Genomic DNA, 15,879 nt, shown 5'->3' on the forward strand with positions numbered 1-15,879 from the left:
GTAGTGTCGCAGTCGACCAAGACGGCTGCACCACACGCTGCACGAACCGAGAGGAACGTCTGATGCTCTCCCGCTTCATCGCCCCCACCGTGGACGCGTCCGCCCACTGCGACCTGCCCTGCGGTGTCTACGACCCCGCGCAGGCCCGCATCGAGGCGGAGTCGATCAAGGCGCTCATCGCCAAGGTCGCCGACAACGACGACCCCGACTTCCGCACCCGCGCCATCCTCATCAAGGAGCAGCGTTCCGAGCTCGTCAAGCACCACCTGTGGGTGCTGTGGACCGACTACTTCAAGCCCCCGCACTTCGAGAAGTACCCCCAGCTCCACACCCTCGTCAACGAGGCCACCAAGCTGGCCGGCGCCGCCGGCACCAAGGGCGAGCTCGACGCCGCCAAGGCCGACGAGCTGCTCGCGAAGATCGACGAGATCGCCGACATCTTCTGGGAGACCAAGAAGGCCTGACCGGTCTGGACACCCGGTGGGGCGCTTCGTCCGAGGGACGGGCGCCCCACTAGGGTCTGGGCACGGTTCGACGGATCAGGACGAGAGACACGACGATGAGTGACAGCAGCACCGCTCGCAAGGCCGAGGTCGAGCTCCGCCTCCCCGCCGACGGCGCCTACGCCTCCGTGCTGCGCACGACCACCGCCGGCCTCGCCGCGCGACTCGACTTCACCCTGGACGACATCGAGGACCTCCGCATCGCGATCGGCGAGGCCAGCGCCATGGTCCTGCCCGAGGCCGACCCCGACTCCGACCTCACCTGCCGGTTCTTCCTCGACCCGCACGCGATGGCGATCGAGATCTCGGTCCAGTCGTCGCACCCCCCGGAGTCCGACACCGACTCCTTCGCCTGGCAGGTGCTCAGCACCCTGGCCGGCGAGACCGAGGTCTACTCCGACGACGGCCAGCTGACGGTGCGGCTCTCGATGGCCTCGAGCGTGGGCGAGCCCGACCTCTGAGATGGCCGAGGAGAAGGGGGACTCCGACGAGGCAGCACCCGACGCGCTCGACGCGACCCGTCGACGCAGCGCGGAGCTCTTCGCCCGGCTGCACGGCGCCGACGACCAGTCGCCCGAGGCGGCCGGCGCCCGCGACGACCTCGTCCACCTCCACCTGGCGCTCGTCGAGCACTGCGCCCGACGCTTCCGCAACCGCGGCGAGCCGTACGAGGACCTCGTCCAGGTCGGCACGATCGGCCTGATCAAGGCCGTCGACCGCTTCGAGACCGACCGCGGGGTCGAGTTCTCGACCTACGCCACGCCCACGATCATCGGGGAGATCAAGCGCCACTTCCGGGACAAGGGCTGGGCGATCCGGGTGCCCCGCCGGCTCCAGGAGCTGCGGATGCAGATCGGCACGACCACCGCCGAGCTGAGCCAGTCGCTCGGCCGCTCCCCCACCCCGCGCGAGCTGGCGGACGCCATCGGGTGCACCGTCGAGGAGATCGTCGAGGGCATCGAGTCGTCGAACGCCTACTCCACCCTCTCGCTGGACGCGGGCGACGAGCACGACGAGAGCAGCCCCTCGATCCTCGACGCCCTCGGCTCCGACGACACCAACCTCGAGCACGTGGAGATCCGCGAGTCCATCAAGCCGCTGCTCGCCGGCCTCGGCGCCCGGGAGAAGAAGATCCTGCTGCTCCGCTTCTTCCGCAACATGACCCAGTCGCAGATCGCCAGCGAGATCGGCGTCTCGCAGATGCACGTCTCCCGCCTGCTCAACCGGACCCTGGACCAGCTGCGTTCCTCCCTCGAGCAGGACTAGGCCCTCAGGACCGGCACGCAGGACCCGGCACGCAGGGCCCGGCACGCAGGACCGGGCACCCGGCTCGGGCGGTCTCAGGCGTGCTCGTCCGAGGGCTCCAGCGCCCGCAGGCTGGCTGGCGCGAAGATCCCGGCCAGCACGGCCGCGGCCACGACGGCGAGCACGGTCGACAGCTCCGGGTTCCCGCCGAACCAGCTCCACGCCACCCCGAGCTGGATCAGCTGCGCCAGCACGAGCGGGCTCCGGCCCCACGTCTCCCGGCGCCACGTGGCGCGGGCGCACGCGAGCAGGGCGACGGCGTACCCGGCGAAGAACAGCGTCGTGGTGAGGCCCATCGCCAGCCGGTCCCCGTCGAGCGAGAACAGCTCCAGCACCGCCAGCACGCCCATCACCGCGGCCTCGACGACGACCAGGAGCAGGGCGAGGGCCAGGGGGACGGGCACCGGGAGGGAGATCTTCACTCTCTTCACTGTAGTTGTGACCGATGTGACGCCCCGAAGGGGTTGTGCGCGGGCAGATCTCTTGCGAGTCTTGGTGACGCGCTTGTCACGGCGTTCCCAGTCGTGCGACACCGCCCCGCTCTCTGCCCGCGACCGCCCGCCGTGGCCCGTCGCCACCCGACCCCAGGAACGAGGAACCCTCAGCCATGGATTGGCGCCACCGCTCTGCCTGTCTCGACGAGGACCCCGAGCTGTTCTTCCCGATCGGCAACACGGGCCCGGCGATCCTCCAGATCGAGGAGGCCAAGCAGGTGTGCCGTCGGTGCGAGGTCCGCGAGCCCTGCCTGGCGTGGGCCCTCGAGGCCGGCCAGGACCACGGCGTCTGGGGTGGGCTCAGCGAGGACGAGCGCCGCGCCCTGAAGCGACGCAACGCGCGGGCCCGGGTCCGCACGGCCTGACCCCGGCCGCACGCGTCAGGCCCCGCCCACCTGGTCGAGCGGGACCTCCACCGCCACCCGGGTGCCCCCCGTCGGGCCGGGGCCCAAGGAGAGCCGCCCGCCGAGCTCGGACTCCACGAGGGTCCGCACGATCGACAGGCCGAGGTTGGTCGAGACGTCCAGGTCGAAGTCGGGGGGCAGGCCCACGCCGTCGTCGGTGACGACCAGGTGGAGCCGGCCGGCGCCGGCGCGGGCCTCCACGACGATCGAGCCATCGGCCCCGTCGGCCTCCTCGCCGAAGCCGTGCTCCACGGCGTTCTGCAGCACCTCGGTGAGCACCATGGCGAGCGGCGTCGCCTGCTCGGAGTCCAGGCGTCCGAAGGAACCGACCCGCCTCACCCGCACCCGCTCGCCGGCGAGGCTCACGTCGGTCACCATGCGGCCCAGCCGGTCCGCGATCTCGTCGAAGTCGACGTCCTCCTCGACCGTCTGGCTGAGCGTCTCGTGGACGATCGCGATCGAGCCCACCCGGCGTACCGCCTCCTCCAGGGCCTGGCGCGCCTCGGGCTGGCCGATCCGCCGCGCCTGGAGCCGGAGCAGGGCCGCCACGGTCTGCAGGTTGTTCTTCACCCGGTGGTGGATCTCCCGGATCGTCGCGTCCTTGGTGACCAGCTCGCGCTCGCGCCGCCGCAGGGCCGTGACGTCGCGCAACAGCACCAGGGCCCCGATGTGCTGCCCGCGCCGGCGCAGCGGCACCGACCTGACGACGACCGAGACGTCGTCGGTGACGACCTCCGTGTCCCGGTGCGCCCGGCCGCCGAGCACGGCGCTCAGCGTCTCCTCGTCGGGTCGGCGACGGGGCGGCACCAGGCTGCGGGTCAGGTCGGCCAGGACCACCCCTGCGAGGTCGCCGGTCAGGCCGAGCCGGCGGTAGACCGAGAGCGCGTTGGGGCTGGCGTAGACCACCCGCCCGGCGGCGTCGACCCTCAGGAAGCCGTCGCCCACGCGGGGTGCGTCGACGTCGTCGCTGCGCTGCCCCGTGTGGGGGAAGTGACCCTGGGCGATCATCTGCGTGAGGTCGGAGGCGGTCTCGAGGTAGGCCAGCTCCAGGCGGCTCGGGGTGCGGACGCCCAGCAGGTTGGTGTTGCGGGCGATCACCGCGATCACCCGCCCGGCCCGGCGGACCGGGATCGTCTCGACCCGCACCGGGACGTCGTCGCGCCACTCCGGGTCGCCCTCGCGGACCAACCGGCCCTGGGCCAGGGCCTCGTCCAGCATCCGCCGGCGTCCCGCGGGGACGAAGGTGCCGACCACGTCGTCCACGAGCGCCGTCGGCCCGGTGGTGGGCCGCATCTGCCCCCCGGCCCAGAACCCGCGCCCCTCCCGGTCGGGCAGCCACAGCACCAGGTCGGCGAAGGAGAGGTCGGCGATGATCTGCCAGTCGGCCATCAGCAGCGACAGCCAGCCCACGTCGTCGGCGTCGAGGTCGGTGTGGGCACGCACCAGTTCGGTCAGCGAGGGCACCTCGCCACCCTAGGCCCACGCCGGGCCCGCCCCGGCCGCCCGCCACCCGCCCGGACCGCCGGTGGGGCACCGCTGGCAGGATGGTCCGTGCGAGGGGGGTGCCGTCGGGGTGTCGAGCGGGATGTCGAGCGGGACGACGAGGGCGTACTGGCGCGCGGTCGTCCGGGACGGCCTCGGGGTGCCGACCGACCGGCCGCTGGACGACCTGACCGCCGAGCTCACCACGATGCTGGGCTCCCCCGACGCCGAGCAGCGCGACGGGATCGCCTACCCGGCGCTCACCACCTGGCTGCGCCGCGGCGTCTACGACGACCTCCTCGCCGGGCTCGGCGACGGCATGGCGACGGGGCTGGAGGTCGGCCTCGGGGAGCAGGGGACGGACTCGGTCTTCCGTCGCAGCTGGTCGGTGCGGGTCCTGGCCGACGTCCTGGCCCGCGACACCACCGAGCGCCTGCTGCCGGCCGACCAGGTCCTGCGCTGGGGCGACCGGGTCGCGGCCTGGCTGGTCAGGGAGCGCGACCTGCGCGGCTGGGTGCCCGGGCACGGGTGGGCCCGCGCGGTCGCCCACGGCGCCGACGCGTTGGCGGCGCTGGCCGGGTCGCCCCACCTCGACGTGCCCGAGCAGACCGTCCTCCTCGACGTGGTGGCCGACCGGCTGGTCGCGACCCGCACACCCACCTCCGACGGCGGGCCCGACCGTCTGGCCCGCGCCACGATGGCGGTGCTGCGCCGCGACCTGGTCCCCGTCCGGGTGCTCGAGCCGTGGATCGCCCGGATCGCGGTGCACGCCTCGCCGCACGCCCTCCTGCACGGGGCCGGGCCCGACGAGGACCCCTACGCGCGCTCGGCCGCCTGCCAGGCGTTCCTCCGCGCCCTCCACCTGCAGCTCCTGCTGTCGGCCGAGCCGCCCCCCGCGCGGTCGGACCTGCTGCTCGTCGTGGTCGACGCCCTGCGCAGCACCAACGCCCACGACCTGTCCTGACCAGTCGCGCGTTCCGCCCTACGTGCGAGTAACCTGCGTCACATGACTGACGAGACGATCTCCGGCCACGCCGGCGAGCTGGCCGTCGCGGCCGCCCGAGCGCACGGTGTCGAGACCATGTTCACCCTGTCGGGCGCGCACGTGTTCCCGATGTACGACGGGGCGGTCAAGGCCGACCCGCCGATGCGCCTCCTCGACGTGCGGCACGAGCAGACCGCGGCCTTCGCCGCGGAGGCCACCGGCAAGCTGACCCGGGTCCCCGGCCTGGCCGTGCTCACCGCGGGGCCCGGCGTCACCAACGGCATCAGCGCGATCGCCCAGGCCCAGTTCGCCGGCTCCCCCATGGTCGTGGTCGGCGGCCGCGCCCCCCAGAACCGCTGGGGCACCGGCTCCCTCCAGGAGCTCGACCAGCCGCCGATCATCGCCCCGGTGGCCAAGATGGCCCGCACCCTCCCGACCGCGGGCGACGTGCTGGGCGGCATGGACGAGGCGTTCCGCGTCGCCGGCAGCTCGCACCGCGGCCCGGTCTTCGTCGACGTGCCGATGGACGAGTTCTTCAACTCGGCCACCGGCACCGTGCCGGCCGGCGGGCCGGCCGCCCCGGTCGAGCCCGACCCCGACGCCGTGGCCCGGATCGCCGCCCTCCTGGCGCGGGCGAGCCGGCCGGTCCTGGTGCTGGGCACCGACGTCTGGGCGGACGGCGCCGAGGAGGCCGCGCTGCGGCTGGTGGAGTCCGCCGGCGTGCCGACCCTGACCAACGGCATGGGCCGCGGCGTGGTGCCGGGCGGGCACCCGCTGCTGGTCACCAAGGCGCGCGGGCAGGCGCTCGGCACGGCCGACCTGGTCGTCGTCGTCGGCACGCCCCTCGACTTCCGGCTCGGGTACGGCGTCTTCGGCGGGAAGGACGGGGCTCCCCCCGCCCAGGTCGTGCACGTCGCGGACTCCCCCGGCCAGGTCTCGGCCCACGCCCAGCTCGCCGACTCGGCGAGCGGCGACCTGGCTCTGGTGCTGGACGGCATCGCGGCCGCCCTGGACCGGGCGGGCACCCGGCCCGACTGGGCCGCGTGGGTCTCCGACCTGCAGGCGACCGTCGCGGCGACCGCGGAGCGGGACCGGACCCTGCTGACCGCCGAGGCCGACCCGATCCACCCCGCGCGGATCTACGGAGAGCTGGTCCCCCGGCTCGCCGACGACTCGGTGGTGATCGGCGACGGGGGCGACTTCGTCAGCTTCGCGGGCAAGTTCGTCGAGCCCAAGCGGCCCGGCGGCTGGCTCGACCCCGGCCCCTACGGCTGTCTGGGCGCCGGGCTCGGCTCCGCCATCGCCGCCCGCCTGGCCCGCCCGTCGGCGCAGGTCACGCTGCTGCTCGGCGACGGCGCGGCCGGCTTCTCGCTGATGGACGTCGACACCCTGGTCCGCCACGACCTCCCGGTCGTCATGGTGATGGGCAACAACTCGGCCTGGGGCCTGGAGAAGGGCCCCATGCAGATGCTCTACGGCTACGACGTGGCCGCCGACCTCGGCCACCGGACGGGGTACGACGAGGTGGTCAAGGCGCTCGGGGGCGCCGGCGAGACGGTCACGGACCCGAGGCAGATCGGCCCCGCGCTCGACCGGGCCTACGCGTCGGGGGTGCCCTACCTGGTCAACGTCATCACCGACGTCGACGCCGCCTACCCGCGCAACACGTTCGGCATCTGATGTCCACCTCGGCGACCCTGCGCTTCACCGTCACCGAGGCCGACACGGCCGAGGCGGTCGGCAGCGGCACCCTGCCGGTGCTGGGCACGCCGCGGCTCCTGGCCTGGCTCGAGGCGGCGACCTGCGCCGCCCTCGAGCCGGGCCTGGCGCCGGGCTCGACCAGCGTGGGCACCCGGGTCCAGGTCGAGCACCTGGCCCCGAGCCCCGTCGGACAGGTCGTCGAGGTGGAGGCGACCAGCACCTACGTCGACGGTCGCCTGCACCGCTTCTCGGTCTCGGCCAGGCACGTGGAGCAGGGGCGTCCCGGCAAGGTGGTGGGCTCGGGCGAGGTCACCCGGGCGGTGGTGGACACCGACCGGTTCCTGGCCCGGATTTCCCCGCCGGCCCCGGGTTTGAGAGACTGACCCTCGGCCCTCCGTCGAGCGAGGGGCCGACCCGACCGCAGGAGGACACCATGGGCAAGACCGGCCGCAAGCGCCGCGCTCGCAAGAAGAAGGGCGCGAACCACGGCAAGCGCCCCAACGCCTGAGCGCACCCAGCTCGCTCCACGCCGCGGCGTGGAGGACAACGAACCCCCAGCCGCCCGGCCGGGGGTTCGCTGCTTCTCCGTGCACGGCCCGGCCGCGGGCCCCTGCTCGGGCCGCCGGGCCCGGGGTCAGGCCTCGGTGATGCGGACCTGGACCTCGCGGATCTGCATGAGCACGCGCTCGCGCAGCCCCGAGGGGGCCTGCTCCCGGCAGGACCGGGCAACGACGGACTTCACGGTGCGCTGGAGGTCGAAGCGGCTCAGGCAGGGCCCGCACTCGTCGAGGTGCTGCTGCACCGCGGCGCAGTCGGCGTCGTCCAGCTCGTTGTCGAGGAAGTAGACGATCCGCTCGAGGTAGTCGGCGCAGTCCTCGCCGTGCTCGTGGCTCATGTGTCCTTCCCCTTCCCGGCCCGGCCCGCGGAGGTCAGGCCGTTCTCCGCGACGTAGTCGGAGAGCATGTCGCGCAGCTGGCGGCGCCCCCGGTGCAGCCGGGACATCACCGTCCCGATCGGCGTCTCCATGATCTCGGCGATCTCCTTGTAGGGGAACCCCTCCACGTCGGCGAGGTAGACCGCGAGCCGGAACTCCTCCGGCAGCCGCTGCAGGGCGTCCTTCACCTGGGAGTCGGGGAGGTGCTCCAGCGCCTCGGTCTCCGCGGACTTCAGCCCGCTCGAGGTGTGCGACTCGGCGCGCGCGAGCTGCCAGTCCTCGACGTCCTCGGCCATCGACTGCTGGGGCTGCCGCTGCTTCTTGCGGTAGGTGTTGATGAACGTGTTGGTGAGGATCCGGTAGAGCCAGGCCTTGAGGTTGGTCCCCGGCCGGAACTGGTGGAACGAGGCGAACGCCTTGGCGAACGTCTCCTGCACGAGGTCCTCGGCGTCGGCGGGGTTGCGGGTCATCCGCATGGCGGCCGAGTACAGCTGGTCGAGGTGCTGCAGCGCGTCGCGCTCGAAGCGCGCGGTGCGCTGCGCGTCGGTCTCTTCGGCGAGGGAGTCAGTCATCGGGTCCCACACTAGCGGGGCCTCGGACTCGGGGACGATGGCGAGCACGAGGAGTTCAACGTCGCCCTACCCCGCTCCATTCCCGGCGACCTCCCGGACGATCCACTCCAGCGTCGCCTCGACCACCACCGCCAGCGCCTCCTCGGCCGACAGCGGCCCGCGCGCCGGCACCTTGAAGGAGTGGTCCCCGCCCGGCACCACGCACACGTCGACCGTCGGCGGCAGGTCGTCGGGCAGCTCCTCCGGGCGGCCGAACGGGTCCCGCTCCCCCTGGACCACGAGCGTGGGCAGGCCGGCCCCGAGCAGCTCGTCGAGCCGCGAGCGCTCCGGTCGCCCGGGCGGGTGCAGCGGGAAGGCGAGGGCCAGCACCCCCGAGGCGCCCAGCCGGCGGGCGGTGCGGGCGGCCGACCGGGCCCCGGCGGACCGTCCGCCCACCACCAGCGGGGTGCGGACCCGCAGCTGGTCGGACGCGGCCTGCAGCGCGGAGTCCAGCGTCGCCGGCGGACCGGCGAGCCGACGGCCGGCCCGCCGCCACGGCTGCTCGAGCAGCACCACGCTCACCCCGGCGCGGGGCAGCGCGTGGGCGAGGGCCTGCAGGTCGGGGGCCTCGATCCCGCCGCCCGCCCCGTGGCTCAGCAGCAGCGTCGCCACCGGGTGCCGCGACCGGTGGGTGACCAGCCGCGCCTCCCCCTGGGGGGTCGGGACGATCCGCTCCACGCCGCTCACGACGCCTCCCCGGCGGCCGGCACGCGGCGCGCCTCCACCTCGTCGACGACGTCGGGGTCGAGGTCCTCCAGCGGCAGCGGCTCCACCAGCTCGGGGCCGTTGTTGCGCACGTTGCTCACCAGCGTGGCGACCGGGTAGGCCTCGAGCCGCCCGGGAGCCGCCGGGGTCAGCAGCCCCCGGAGGTCGGCGCCCGACGCCGTCGGGTCGAGCCACTCGGCCCACCGCTCCCGGTCCACCGTGAGGGGCATCCGGTCGTGGATGTGGCCCAGGTCGTCCTCGGCCTCGGTCGTCAGGACCGTGCAGGTCCAGCGGAAGCGGGCGGGGTCGTCCTCGTCGCGGGTCGGGTCGCGCCAGATCTCGTAGAGCCCCGCCATGGCCAGCACCCCGTGGTCGCGGGGGCGGATGAAGAAGGGCTGCTTGGCCGGCTTGCCGGCCCTGGTCAGCGCCGACGTGGGGTACCACTCGTAGTAGCCGTCGGCGGGGAGCAGGCAGCGCCGGGCGGCGAACGCCTTGCGGAAGGCGGGCTTCTCGGCCACCGTCTCGACGCGGGCGTTGATCATCCGGTTGCCGATCGACGGGTCCTTGGCCCACGAGGGCACGAGCCCCCAGGTCAGCACCCGCAGCTGGCGCTCGGCCGGCTCCTCGTCTCTCCCGGTGCTCCGCGGCGGCCTCTCCAGGACGGCGTACACCTCCTTGGTGGGGGCGACGTTCCAGTCGGCGGCCAGGGGCGCGGGCACCCGAGACGTGGCGACCTCGAACTCCTCCACCAGGTCCTCGGGGCGTCGGCTGGACGCGTAGCGGCCGCACATGCAGGCCACCCTAGAGGCAGCGCCACTAGGGTGGCCCCGTGACCACACCCGTGCCCGTCCAGGACCCTTGGCCGGCCCCGCGCGCCGCGCGGCCGGTCGACCTCACCGTCTCCCTGCCGGGCAGCAAGTCCCTCACCAACCGCGCCCTGGTCCTCGCCGCCCTGGCCGACGGGCCCGGCACCCTCCGCGGGGCGCTGCGCTCCCGGGACACGCTGCTGATGGCCGCCGCGCTGGACGCGCTCGGCGCGGAGGTCGACACGTCGGGCGACGACTGGGTGGTCACGCCCGGCCCGCTGCACGGGGGCGGGGCGGTCGACTGCGGCCTCGCCGGCACCGTCATGCGGTTCGTGCCGCCGGTGGCGGCCCTGGCCACCGGCAGCACCACCTTCGACGGCGACCCCCACATGCGGGTCCGGCCGGTGGGCGAGGTGCTCACGGCCCTGCGCGGGCTCGGCGTCGACCTCGACGACGAGGGGCGCGGGGCGCTCCCCTTCACCGTCCACGGGGCCGGCCGGGTGCGCGGCGGCAAGGTGCTGCTCGACGCCTCCGGCTCCTCCCAGTTCGTCTCGGCGCTCCTGCTCGCCGCCGCCCGCTTCGACGAGGGCGTCGTCGTGGTCCACGAGGGGAAGCCCGTCCCCTCGCTCCCCCACGTCGACATGACCGTGGCCGCGCTGCGGCACCACGGGGTCGAGGTGGACGACTCCGACGCCGACCGCTGGGAGGTCCGACCCGGCCCGGTCCGCGCGGCCGACCACGAGATCGAGCCCGACCTCTCCAACGCCGCGCCGTTCCTCGCGCTGGCCGCCGTCTCCGGCGGCCGCGTGGTGGTCCGCGGCTGGCCGCGCGCCACCACCCAGGCCGGCGACGTGCTGCGCGAGGTGCTCTCCCTCATGGGCTGCGAGGTCGGCTGGGTGGAGGAGGGCCTGGAGGTCGTCGGGCCCGAGCGGCTCGTCGGGGTCGACCTGGACCTCCACGACGTCGGTGAGCTGACCCCCGCGGTGGCCGCGCTCTGCGCGCTGGCGGGCTCCCCCTCGCGGCTGCACGGCGTCGCCCACATCCGGGCCCACGAGACCGACCGGATCGCCGCACTCGCCACCGAGCTGTCGGCGCTGGGCGCCAACGTCACCGAGCAGCCCGACGGCCTGGCGTTCGTCCCCGCCCCCTTGCACGGCGGCGTCTTCCGGACCTACGCCGACCACCGGATGGCGCACGCCGGGGTGATCCTCGGCGCCGCCGTCGACGGGGTGCTCGTGGAGGACGTCGCCACCACCGGCAAGACCTTCCCCGACTTCGCGGCGACCTGGGCGGGGCTCCTCGGGGCGGCCCCGTGGTGAGGAGCCGCTACGGCGAGCACGACCACGAGCACTACGAGCGCCCGCGGCGCCGGACCCGGCCGCGCACCAAGGAGCGGCCCACCTACGACGACGCCGTCGACGGCGTCGTGGTCACCGTCGACCGCGGCCGCTTCACGCTGCTGGTCGAGGGGCGCCCGGTGACGGCGATGAAGTCGCGCCCGCTGGGCCGCAAGGGCGTGGTGGTCGGCGACCGGGTCCGCGTCGTCGGCGACGTCTCGGGCCGGGACGGGTCGCTGGCCCGGATCGTCGAGGTGGTGCCCCGCACCACCACGCTGCGGCGCACCGCCGACGACGACGACCCGGTCGAGCGGGTCGTCGTGGCCAACGCCGACCAGCTGGTGGTGGTGGCCGCCCTCGCCGACCCCGAGCCCCGGCCGCGGCTGATCGACCGCGCGCTGGTCGCGGCGTACGACGCGGGGATGGCGCCGCTGCTCTGCCTCACCAAGGCCGACCTGGCCAACCCCGAGGTGCTGCTCTCCACCTACCGCTCCCTGGGGGTGCCGTGGGTGGTGACGCGGCGCGGCGACGACCTCTCCGCGGTCCGCGACCGGCTGCGCGGCCGGACCAGCGTCCTGGTCGGCCACAGCGGGGTCGGCAAGTCCACCCTGGTCAACGCCCTGGTCCCGGACGCCGGTCGCGAGGTCGGGCACGTCAACGCGGTCACGGGGCGGGGCCGGCACACCTCCACCTCCGCCTACCTCCTCGCGCTGCCCGACGACGAGGGCTGGATCATCGACACCCCGGGCATCCGCTCCTTCGGGCTGGCCCACGTCGACCCGACCCGGCTCATCGAGGCGTTCCCCGACCTCGACGAGATGACCGAGGGCTGCCCGCGCGGCTGCACCCACGGCGGCGACGAGCCGGAGTGCGGGCTCGACGAGGCCATGGCCGCGGGCGAGGCCGAGCCCGAGCGGGTCGACTCCTTCCGGCGCCTCCTCGCGGCCCGCGAGCGACGTCCCGAGGACTGAGCCGGGACGCGCCCGCCCGCCCCCGGCGCGGGAGGGGAATAGCCTGTCCCCCATGCCCACCCCCGGAGCAGGCTCCCCCGACTACACAGACGACCTCAGGCTCGCCCACCTGCTGGCCGACGACGCGGACTCCCTGACCGTCGCGCGGTTCAAGGCGCTCGACCTGCACGTGATGAGCAAGCCCGACCTCACGCCGGTCACCGACGCGGACCGCGACGTCGAGGAGGGGATCCGCCGGACCCTGTCCCGGGTCCGCTCCCGCGACGCCGTGCTGGGCGAGGAGCAGGGCTCCACCGGCCACAGCCAGCGCCGGTGGGTGGTCGACCCCATCGACGGCACCAAGAACTTCGTCCGGGGCGTGCCGGTCTGGGCCACCCTGATCGCGCTCGTGGTCGACGAGGAGGTCGTGCTGGGCGTCGTCTCCGCCCCGCAGCTGCAGCGTCGCTGGTGGGCGTCGGTGGGCCACGGCGCCTGGACCGGCCGCTCCCTGCTCAAGGCGACCCGCTGCGAGGTCTCCGACGTGCGCCGCCTCGAGGACGCCTCCCTCTCCTACAGCTCCCTGTCGGGCTGGGAGGACCGCGGCCGCCTCGAGGACTTCCTCGCGCTCTCCCGCCGCTGCTGGCGGACCCGGGCCTACGGCGACTTCTGGTCCTACATGCTGCTGGCCGAGGGCGCCGTCGACCTGGCCGCCGAGCCCGAGCTGGAGCTCTACGACATGGCAGCGCTCGACGTGATCGTGCGGGAGGCCGGGGGCCGGTTCACGTCGCTGGCGGGCGACGACGGTCCCTTCGGCGGCAACGCCATCGCCTCCAACGGCCACCTGCACGAGGCCGCCCTGGCCTTCCTCGGGGCCTCGCCCGACGACGACGGGGACCCCGACGCCCGGCGTCCCGGCCCGGGGTCGGTGCACGAGCTGCGCCGCCGACCCCCGGTCTGAGCCCGCTGCGTCCCCGCCCGTCGGCCGCGCCGCACGGGCGCCGGCCGGGCGGCTCTGCCCACGCCCGGGCCGCCGCCCTGTCCAAGCGCGCCGCGGGCGGTTAGCGTGTCGCGCAGGAGCAACCCACCAGGCCGCTACGGAGGTCAGCGATGCGCATCCATGACGTACTCAAGGGCAAGGCGATCCACGAGGTCCTCACGATCTCGCCGGACGCGGGCGTCCGGGACCTGCTCGGCCTGCTCGCCGAGCACAACGTGGGCGCGCTGGTGGTGAGCCGGGACGGCGGGTCCCTCGACGGGATCGTGAGCGAGCGCGACGTGGTGCGGGCGCTGCACCGCGACCCGGGGGCGCTGGATCGCACGGTCGCCGACCTGATGACCAGCGACGTCCACACCTGCGACGCCCACCACACGGTCGACGACCTGATGGCCGTGATGACCGAGCAGCGGATCCGGCACGTGCCGGTCCTGGCCGACGGACGGCTGGTCGGCGTCATCAGCATCGGCGACGTGGTGAAGAATCGGATCCAGGAGCTGGAGTTCGAACGCGACCAGCTCGACAGCTACGTCCACCAGAGCTGAGCGACCCCCGCTCGGCCGACACCGCCGGCCCGGGGCCGGCACGGAAGGCAGGCACGTCCATGCAGAAGCCCGAGGTCGACCCGCACATGGGCGAGGCGCCCACCGACCTGGAGGTCACCGACCTGGTCGAGGGCGACGGGGCGGAGGCCGCTGCCGGCCACACCGTCTCGGTCCACTACGTCGGCGTCGCGCACTCGACCGGGGAGGAGTTCGACGCCTCCTACAACCGCGGCACCCCGCTGCAGTTCCGGCTCGGCATCGGCCAGGTCATCTCCGGGTGGGACCAGGGGGTGCAGGGGATGAAGGTCGGCGGCCGCCGGCGGCTGGTCATCCCGCCGCACCTGGCCTACGGCGACCGCGGCGCCCCCGGCGCCATCGCTCCCGGCGAGACCCTGATCTTCGTCGTGGACCTCCTCGAGGTGCGCTGAGCCGGCACCCGCCCGAGCCCGCCTACCAGGGCAGGTCGTCCGCCACGTCGCCCGTGGCGACCCGGACGGCCTGCCCTGCGGCGTCCCCGGAGCCGGCGTCGACGAGCTGGACGACGTCGCCCACGACCAGCTGGCGCCCGCGGCGCAGCTCCACCTCGCCGTTGACGAGGACCTGGCCGCCGGTCACCAGCGGCTTGGCCTCCGCGCCGTGGTCGACCAGGTTGGCGAGCTTGAGGAACTGGCCGAGCCGGATCGACTCGTCGCGGATCGGCACGTCCATCGGCTCGGCACTCATGGGCCACATCCTCCCACCCCGGCCGCGGTGTCCGGCCGCCCGCCGAGGTCAGTGACCGAGCAGCACGCTCGCGGTGTGGATCAGCACCCCCACCAGGCCACCGACGAGGGTGCCGTTGATCCGGATGAACTGCAGGTCGCGGCCGACGTGCAGCTCGATCCGCTCCGCCGCCTCGCGGCCGTCCCAGCGCTGGACGGTGTGGGTGATGACGGCGGTCAGCTCCGCGCCGTACCGCTCGACGCCGAAGACCACCAGGTCGGCGGCGCCCCGGTCGAGCCGCTCCCGCAGCGCCGCGTCCTCGCCGAGCCGGGAGCCGAACGCCGTCAGCTCGGCGACGGCCCGTCGGCGGACCTCGCCCCGGGGGTCGCGCAGCGAGCCCAGGAAGGCGCGGCGCAGCGAGTTCCACAGCGAGACCGCCGTGGCGCTGACCTGGGGGTGGTCCAGCAGGCGCTCCTTGAGCCGCTCGGCGCGCTCCCGCGTGACCGGGTCGTGGAGGAGGTCCTGGGCCAGCTGCGACAGCATCGAGTCGAGCGCCTCGCGGGCGTGGTGCGCGGGGTCGTCGCGGATGTCCTCCAGCCACCGCACGGCCTCGGCGTGCACCCGGTGCGTGACGGCCTCGTTGAGCCGGGGCGGCGTCCACCAGGGGGCCCGCGCCGAGAGCACCTCGGTGAACGTCTCGGGGTTACGGACCAGCCAGCGGTGCAGCTCGACCAGCCCGAGGTCGACCAGGCCGTGGTGGGTGCCGTCGCGGACCACCTCCGCCAGCAGCGCCCCCGCGAGCGGGGCCACCGGCTCGTCGCGGAACCGCGGCACCAGGGCCTGGGTGACCAGGTCGGCGACGTGCTCGTCCCGGACCTTCGACAGGCCGATCGCGGCCACCTCCGCCACCTCGTCGACCACCCGGCGCGCATGCGCGGGGTCGGCGAGCCAGACGCCCACCCGGGAGGCGACCGCCGCGTGGGCCACCCGGTCCCTGATGATCTCCTCCTGCAGGAAGTTCTCCCCGACGAACTCCTCCAGGCTGCGACCCAGCTCGTCCTTGCGGCGTGGGATCAGCGCCGTGTGCGGCACCGGGATGCCGAGCGGGTGCCGGAAGAGGGCGGTCACGGCGAACCAGTCGGCGATCGCGCCCACCATCGACGCCTCGGCGCCGGCGTTGACGAAGCCCCAGAAGCCGTCCTGCCCCAGGGTGGCGACGTAGACCGCGGCGGCCAGGACCAGCAGCGAGACCGCCACGGTCCGCATCCGGCGCAGGCCGACCCGGCGCCGCTCGTCGGCCTCGGGCTGCGGCGTGACGATGCCCAGGGCCGGGCCGGACGGCGGGGCGGACGGCGGGGCGGGGTGCGGGTCGGTGGCGGGGCGACGCCCGGGGGTCTCGTTCATCGCGGCCCATCCTGTCA

Annotated in this window: 21 protein-coding genes; 13 read left to right on the plus strand and 8 right to left on the minus strand. The window is 74.5% G+C overall.

The annotated features are described in order from the left end of the window. Window positions 1-62 precede the first annotated feature (62 nt). The 3 genes from sodN (at window position 63) to DNK53_RS12145 (ending at window position 1,769) form a co-directional block, all read left to right on the plus strand. Window positions 63-464: a superoxide dismutase, Ni gene (gene sodN, locus DNK53_RS12135; RefSeq protein ID WP_110182607.1), complete on the plus strand. Its 402-nt coding sequence runs from the start codon at window positions 63-65 to the stop codon at window positions 462-464. Between the two features lie 95 nt (window positions 465-559). Then, complete coding sequence (locus DNK53_RS12140) at window positions 560-964, plus strand: ATP-binding protein (RefSeq protein ID WP_110182608.1); 405 nt, start codon at window positions 560-562, stop codon at window positions 962-964. A 1-nt stretch (window position 965) separates the two neighbouring features. Further along, entirely contained in the window at window positions 966-1,769 is an 804-nt protein-coding gene (locus tag DNK53_RS12145) for an RNA polymerase sigma factor SigF (protein WP_110182609.1), read from the plus strand. A gap of 74 nt (window positions 1,770-1,843) precedes the next feature. On the opposite strand, the gene DNK53_RS12150 is transcribed toward DNK53_RS12145, so the two are convergent. Then, window positions 1,844-2,230, minus strand: coding sequence for a hypothetical protein (locus DNK53_RS12150; RefSeq protein ID WP_110182610.1), 387 nt, complete (start codon window positions 2,228-2,230; stop codon window positions 1,844-1,846). Window positions 2,231-2,415: 185 nt separating this feature from the next. Here DNK53_RS12150 and DNK53_RS12155 point away from each other — a divergent pair, with 185 nt between their 5' ends. Next, complete coding sequence (locus tag DNK53_RS12155; RefSeq protein WP_110182611.1) at window positions 2,416-2,667, plus strand: WhiB family transcriptional regulator; 252 nt, start codon at window positions 2,416-2,418, stop codon at window positions 2,665-2,667. A 15-nt stretch (window positions 2,668-2,682) separates the two neighbouring features. On the opposite strand, the gene DNK53_RS12160 is transcribed toward DNK53_RS12155, so the two are convergent. After that, on the minus strand, window positions 2,683-4,170 hold the full coding sequence (locus DNK53_RS12160; RefSeq protein WP_204163904.1) for a sensor histidine kinase: 1,488 nt from the start codon (window positions 4,168-4,170) through the stop codon (window positions 2,683-2,685). A 121-nt stretch (window positions 4,171-4,291) separates the two neighbouring features. Between DNK53_RS12160 and DNK53_RS12165 the strand changes: the two genes are divergently transcribed. From DNK53_RS12165 to DNK53_RS18500, 4 genes are read left to right on the plus strand one after another with little or no spacing between them, the layout of a single operon-like run. After that, window positions 4,292-5,152, plus strand: coding sequence for a DUF2785 domain-containing protein (locus tag DNK53_RS12165; RefSeq protein ID WP_110182612.1), 861 nt, complete (start codon window positions 4,292-4,294; stop codon window positions 5,150-5,152). A gap of 42 nt (window positions 5,153-5,194) precedes the next feature. After that, complete coding sequence (locus DNK53_RS12170; RefSeq protein ID WP_110182613.1) at window positions 5,195-6,853, plus strand: acetolactate synthase; 1,659 nt, start codon at window positions 5,195-5,197, stop codon at window positions 6,851-6,853. Continuing rightward, window positions 6,853-7,257 (plus strand): thioesterase family protein, encoded by a 405-nt coding sequence (locus DNK53_RS12175; RefSeq protein WP_110182614.1) that lies wholly within the window; start codon window positions 6,853-6,855, stop codon window positions 7,255-7,257. The genes DNK53_RS12170 and DNK53_RS12175 overlap by 1 nt, the downstream gene beginning before the upstream one ends. 50 nt (window positions 7,258-7,307) lie before the next feature. Beyond that, entirely contained in the window at window positions 7,308-7,382 is a 75-nt protein-coding gene (locus DNK53_RS18500) for a 50S ribosomal protein bL37 (protein ID WP_369759046.1), read from the plus strand. Window positions 7,383-7,508: 126 nt separating this feature from the next. On the opposite strand, the gene rsrA is transcribed toward DNK53_RS18500, so the two are convergent. The 4 genes from rsrA to DNK53_RS12195 form a co-directional block, all read right to left on the minus strand. Continuing rightward, on the minus strand, window positions 7,509-7,769 hold the full coding sequence (rsrA, locus tag DNK53_RS12180; protein WP_110182615.1) for a mycothiol system anti-sigma-R factor: 261 nt from the start codon (window positions 7,767-7,769) through the stop codon (window positions 7,509-7,511). Next, window positions 7,766-8,380 (minus strand): sigma-70 family RNA polymerase sigma factor, encoded by a 615-nt coding sequence (locus DNK53_RS12185; RefSeq protein ID WP_110183129.1) that lies wholly within the window; start codon window positions 8,378-8,380, stop codon window positions 7,766-7,768. Before DNK53_RS12185 ends, rsrA begins: the two co-directional genes overlap by 4 nt. 66 nt (window positions 8,381-8,446) lie before the next feature. Next, window positions 8,447-9,106 carry an alpha/beta hydrolase family protein gene (locus DNK53_RS12190; RefSeq protein ID WP_110182616.1) on the minus strand — a complete coding sequence of 220 codons (660 nt, stop codon included), beginning with the start codon at window positions 9,104-9,106 and terminating at the stop codon, window positions 8,447-8,449. After that, the gene (locus tag DNK53_RS12195) at window positions 9,103-9,915 is read right to left on the minus strand and encodes an SOS response-associated peptidase (protein WP_110182617.1); all 813 of its coding nucleotides are present in this window, start codon (window positions 9,913-9,915) and stop codon (window positions 9,103-9,105) included. Before DNK53_RS12195 ends, DNK53_RS12190 begins: the two co-directional genes overlap by 4 nt. A 38-nt stretch (window positions 9,916-9,953) precedes the next feature. Between DNK53_RS12195 and aroA the strand changes: the two genes are divergently transcribed. The 5 genes from aroA (at window position 9,954) to DNK53_RS12220 (ending at window position 14,184) form a co-directional block, all read left to right on the plus strand. Continuing rightward, window positions 9,954-11,249, plus strand: coding sequence for a 3-phosphoshikimate 1-carboxyvinyltransferase (aroA, locus tag DNK53_RS12200; RefSeq protein WP_239456509.1), 1,296 nt, complete (start codon window positions 9,954-9,956; stop codon window positions 11,247-11,249). After that, window positions 11,243-12,238 (plus strand): ribosome small subunit-dependent GTPase A, encoded by a 996-nt coding sequence (gene rsgA / locus DNK53_RS12205; protein ID WP_110182619.1) that lies wholly within the window; start codon window positions 11,243-11,245, stop codon window positions 12,236-12,238. Before aroA ends, rsgA begins: the two co-directional genes overlap by 7 nt. A 52-nt stretch (window positions 12,239-12,290) precedes the next feature. Further along, window positions 12,291-13,175: a histidinol-phosphatase gene (hisN, locus tag DNK53_RS12210; protein WP_110182620.1), complete on the plus strand. Its 885-nt coding sequence runs from the start codon at window positions 12,291-12,293 to the stop codon at window positions 13,173-13,175. Window positions 13,176-13,324: 149 nt separating this feature from the next. Beyond that, entirely contained in the window at window positions 13,325-13,756 is a 432-nt protein-coding gene (locus DNK53_RS12215) for a CBS domain-containing protein (RefSeq protein WP_110182621.1), read from the plus strand. A 59-nt stretch (window positions 13,757-13,815) separates the two neighbouring features. Further along, window positions 13,816-14,184, plus strand: a complete 369-nt coding sequence (locus DNK53_RS12220) for an FKBP-type peptidyl-prolyl cis-trans isomerase (protein ID WP_110182622.1) — start codon at window positions 13,816-13,818, stop codon at window positions 14,182-14,184. A gap of 22 nt (window positions 14,185-14,206) precedes the next feature. On the opposite strand, the gene DNK53_RS12225 is transcribed toward DNK53_RS12220, so the two are convergent. Together DNK53_RS12225 and DNK53_RS12230 are read right to left on the minus strand one after the other, a co-directional pair. Continuing rightward, the gene (locus DNK53_RS12225; protein ID WP_204163905.1) at window positions 14,207-14,479 is read right to left on the minus strand and encodes an RNA-binding S4 domain-containing protein; all 273 of its coding nucleotides are present in this window, start codon (window positions 14,477-14,479) and stop codon (window positions 14,207-14,209) included. 48 nt (window positions 14,480-14,527) lie between these two features. Next, a complete protein-coding gene (locus tag DNK53_RS12230; RefSeq protein ID WP_110182624.1) occupies window positions 14,528-15,862 on the minus strand; it encodes a DUF445 domain-containing protein in 1,335 nt (444 codons plus the stop codon). Window positions 15,863-15,879 lie beyond the last annotated feature (17 nt).

The organism is Nocardioides solisilvae, assembly GCF_003194625.1.
In the GTDB taxonomy this organism is placed as follows: domain Bacteria; phylum Actinomycetota; class Actinomycetes; order Propionibacteriales; family Nocardioidaceae; genus Nocardioides; species Nocardioides solisilvae.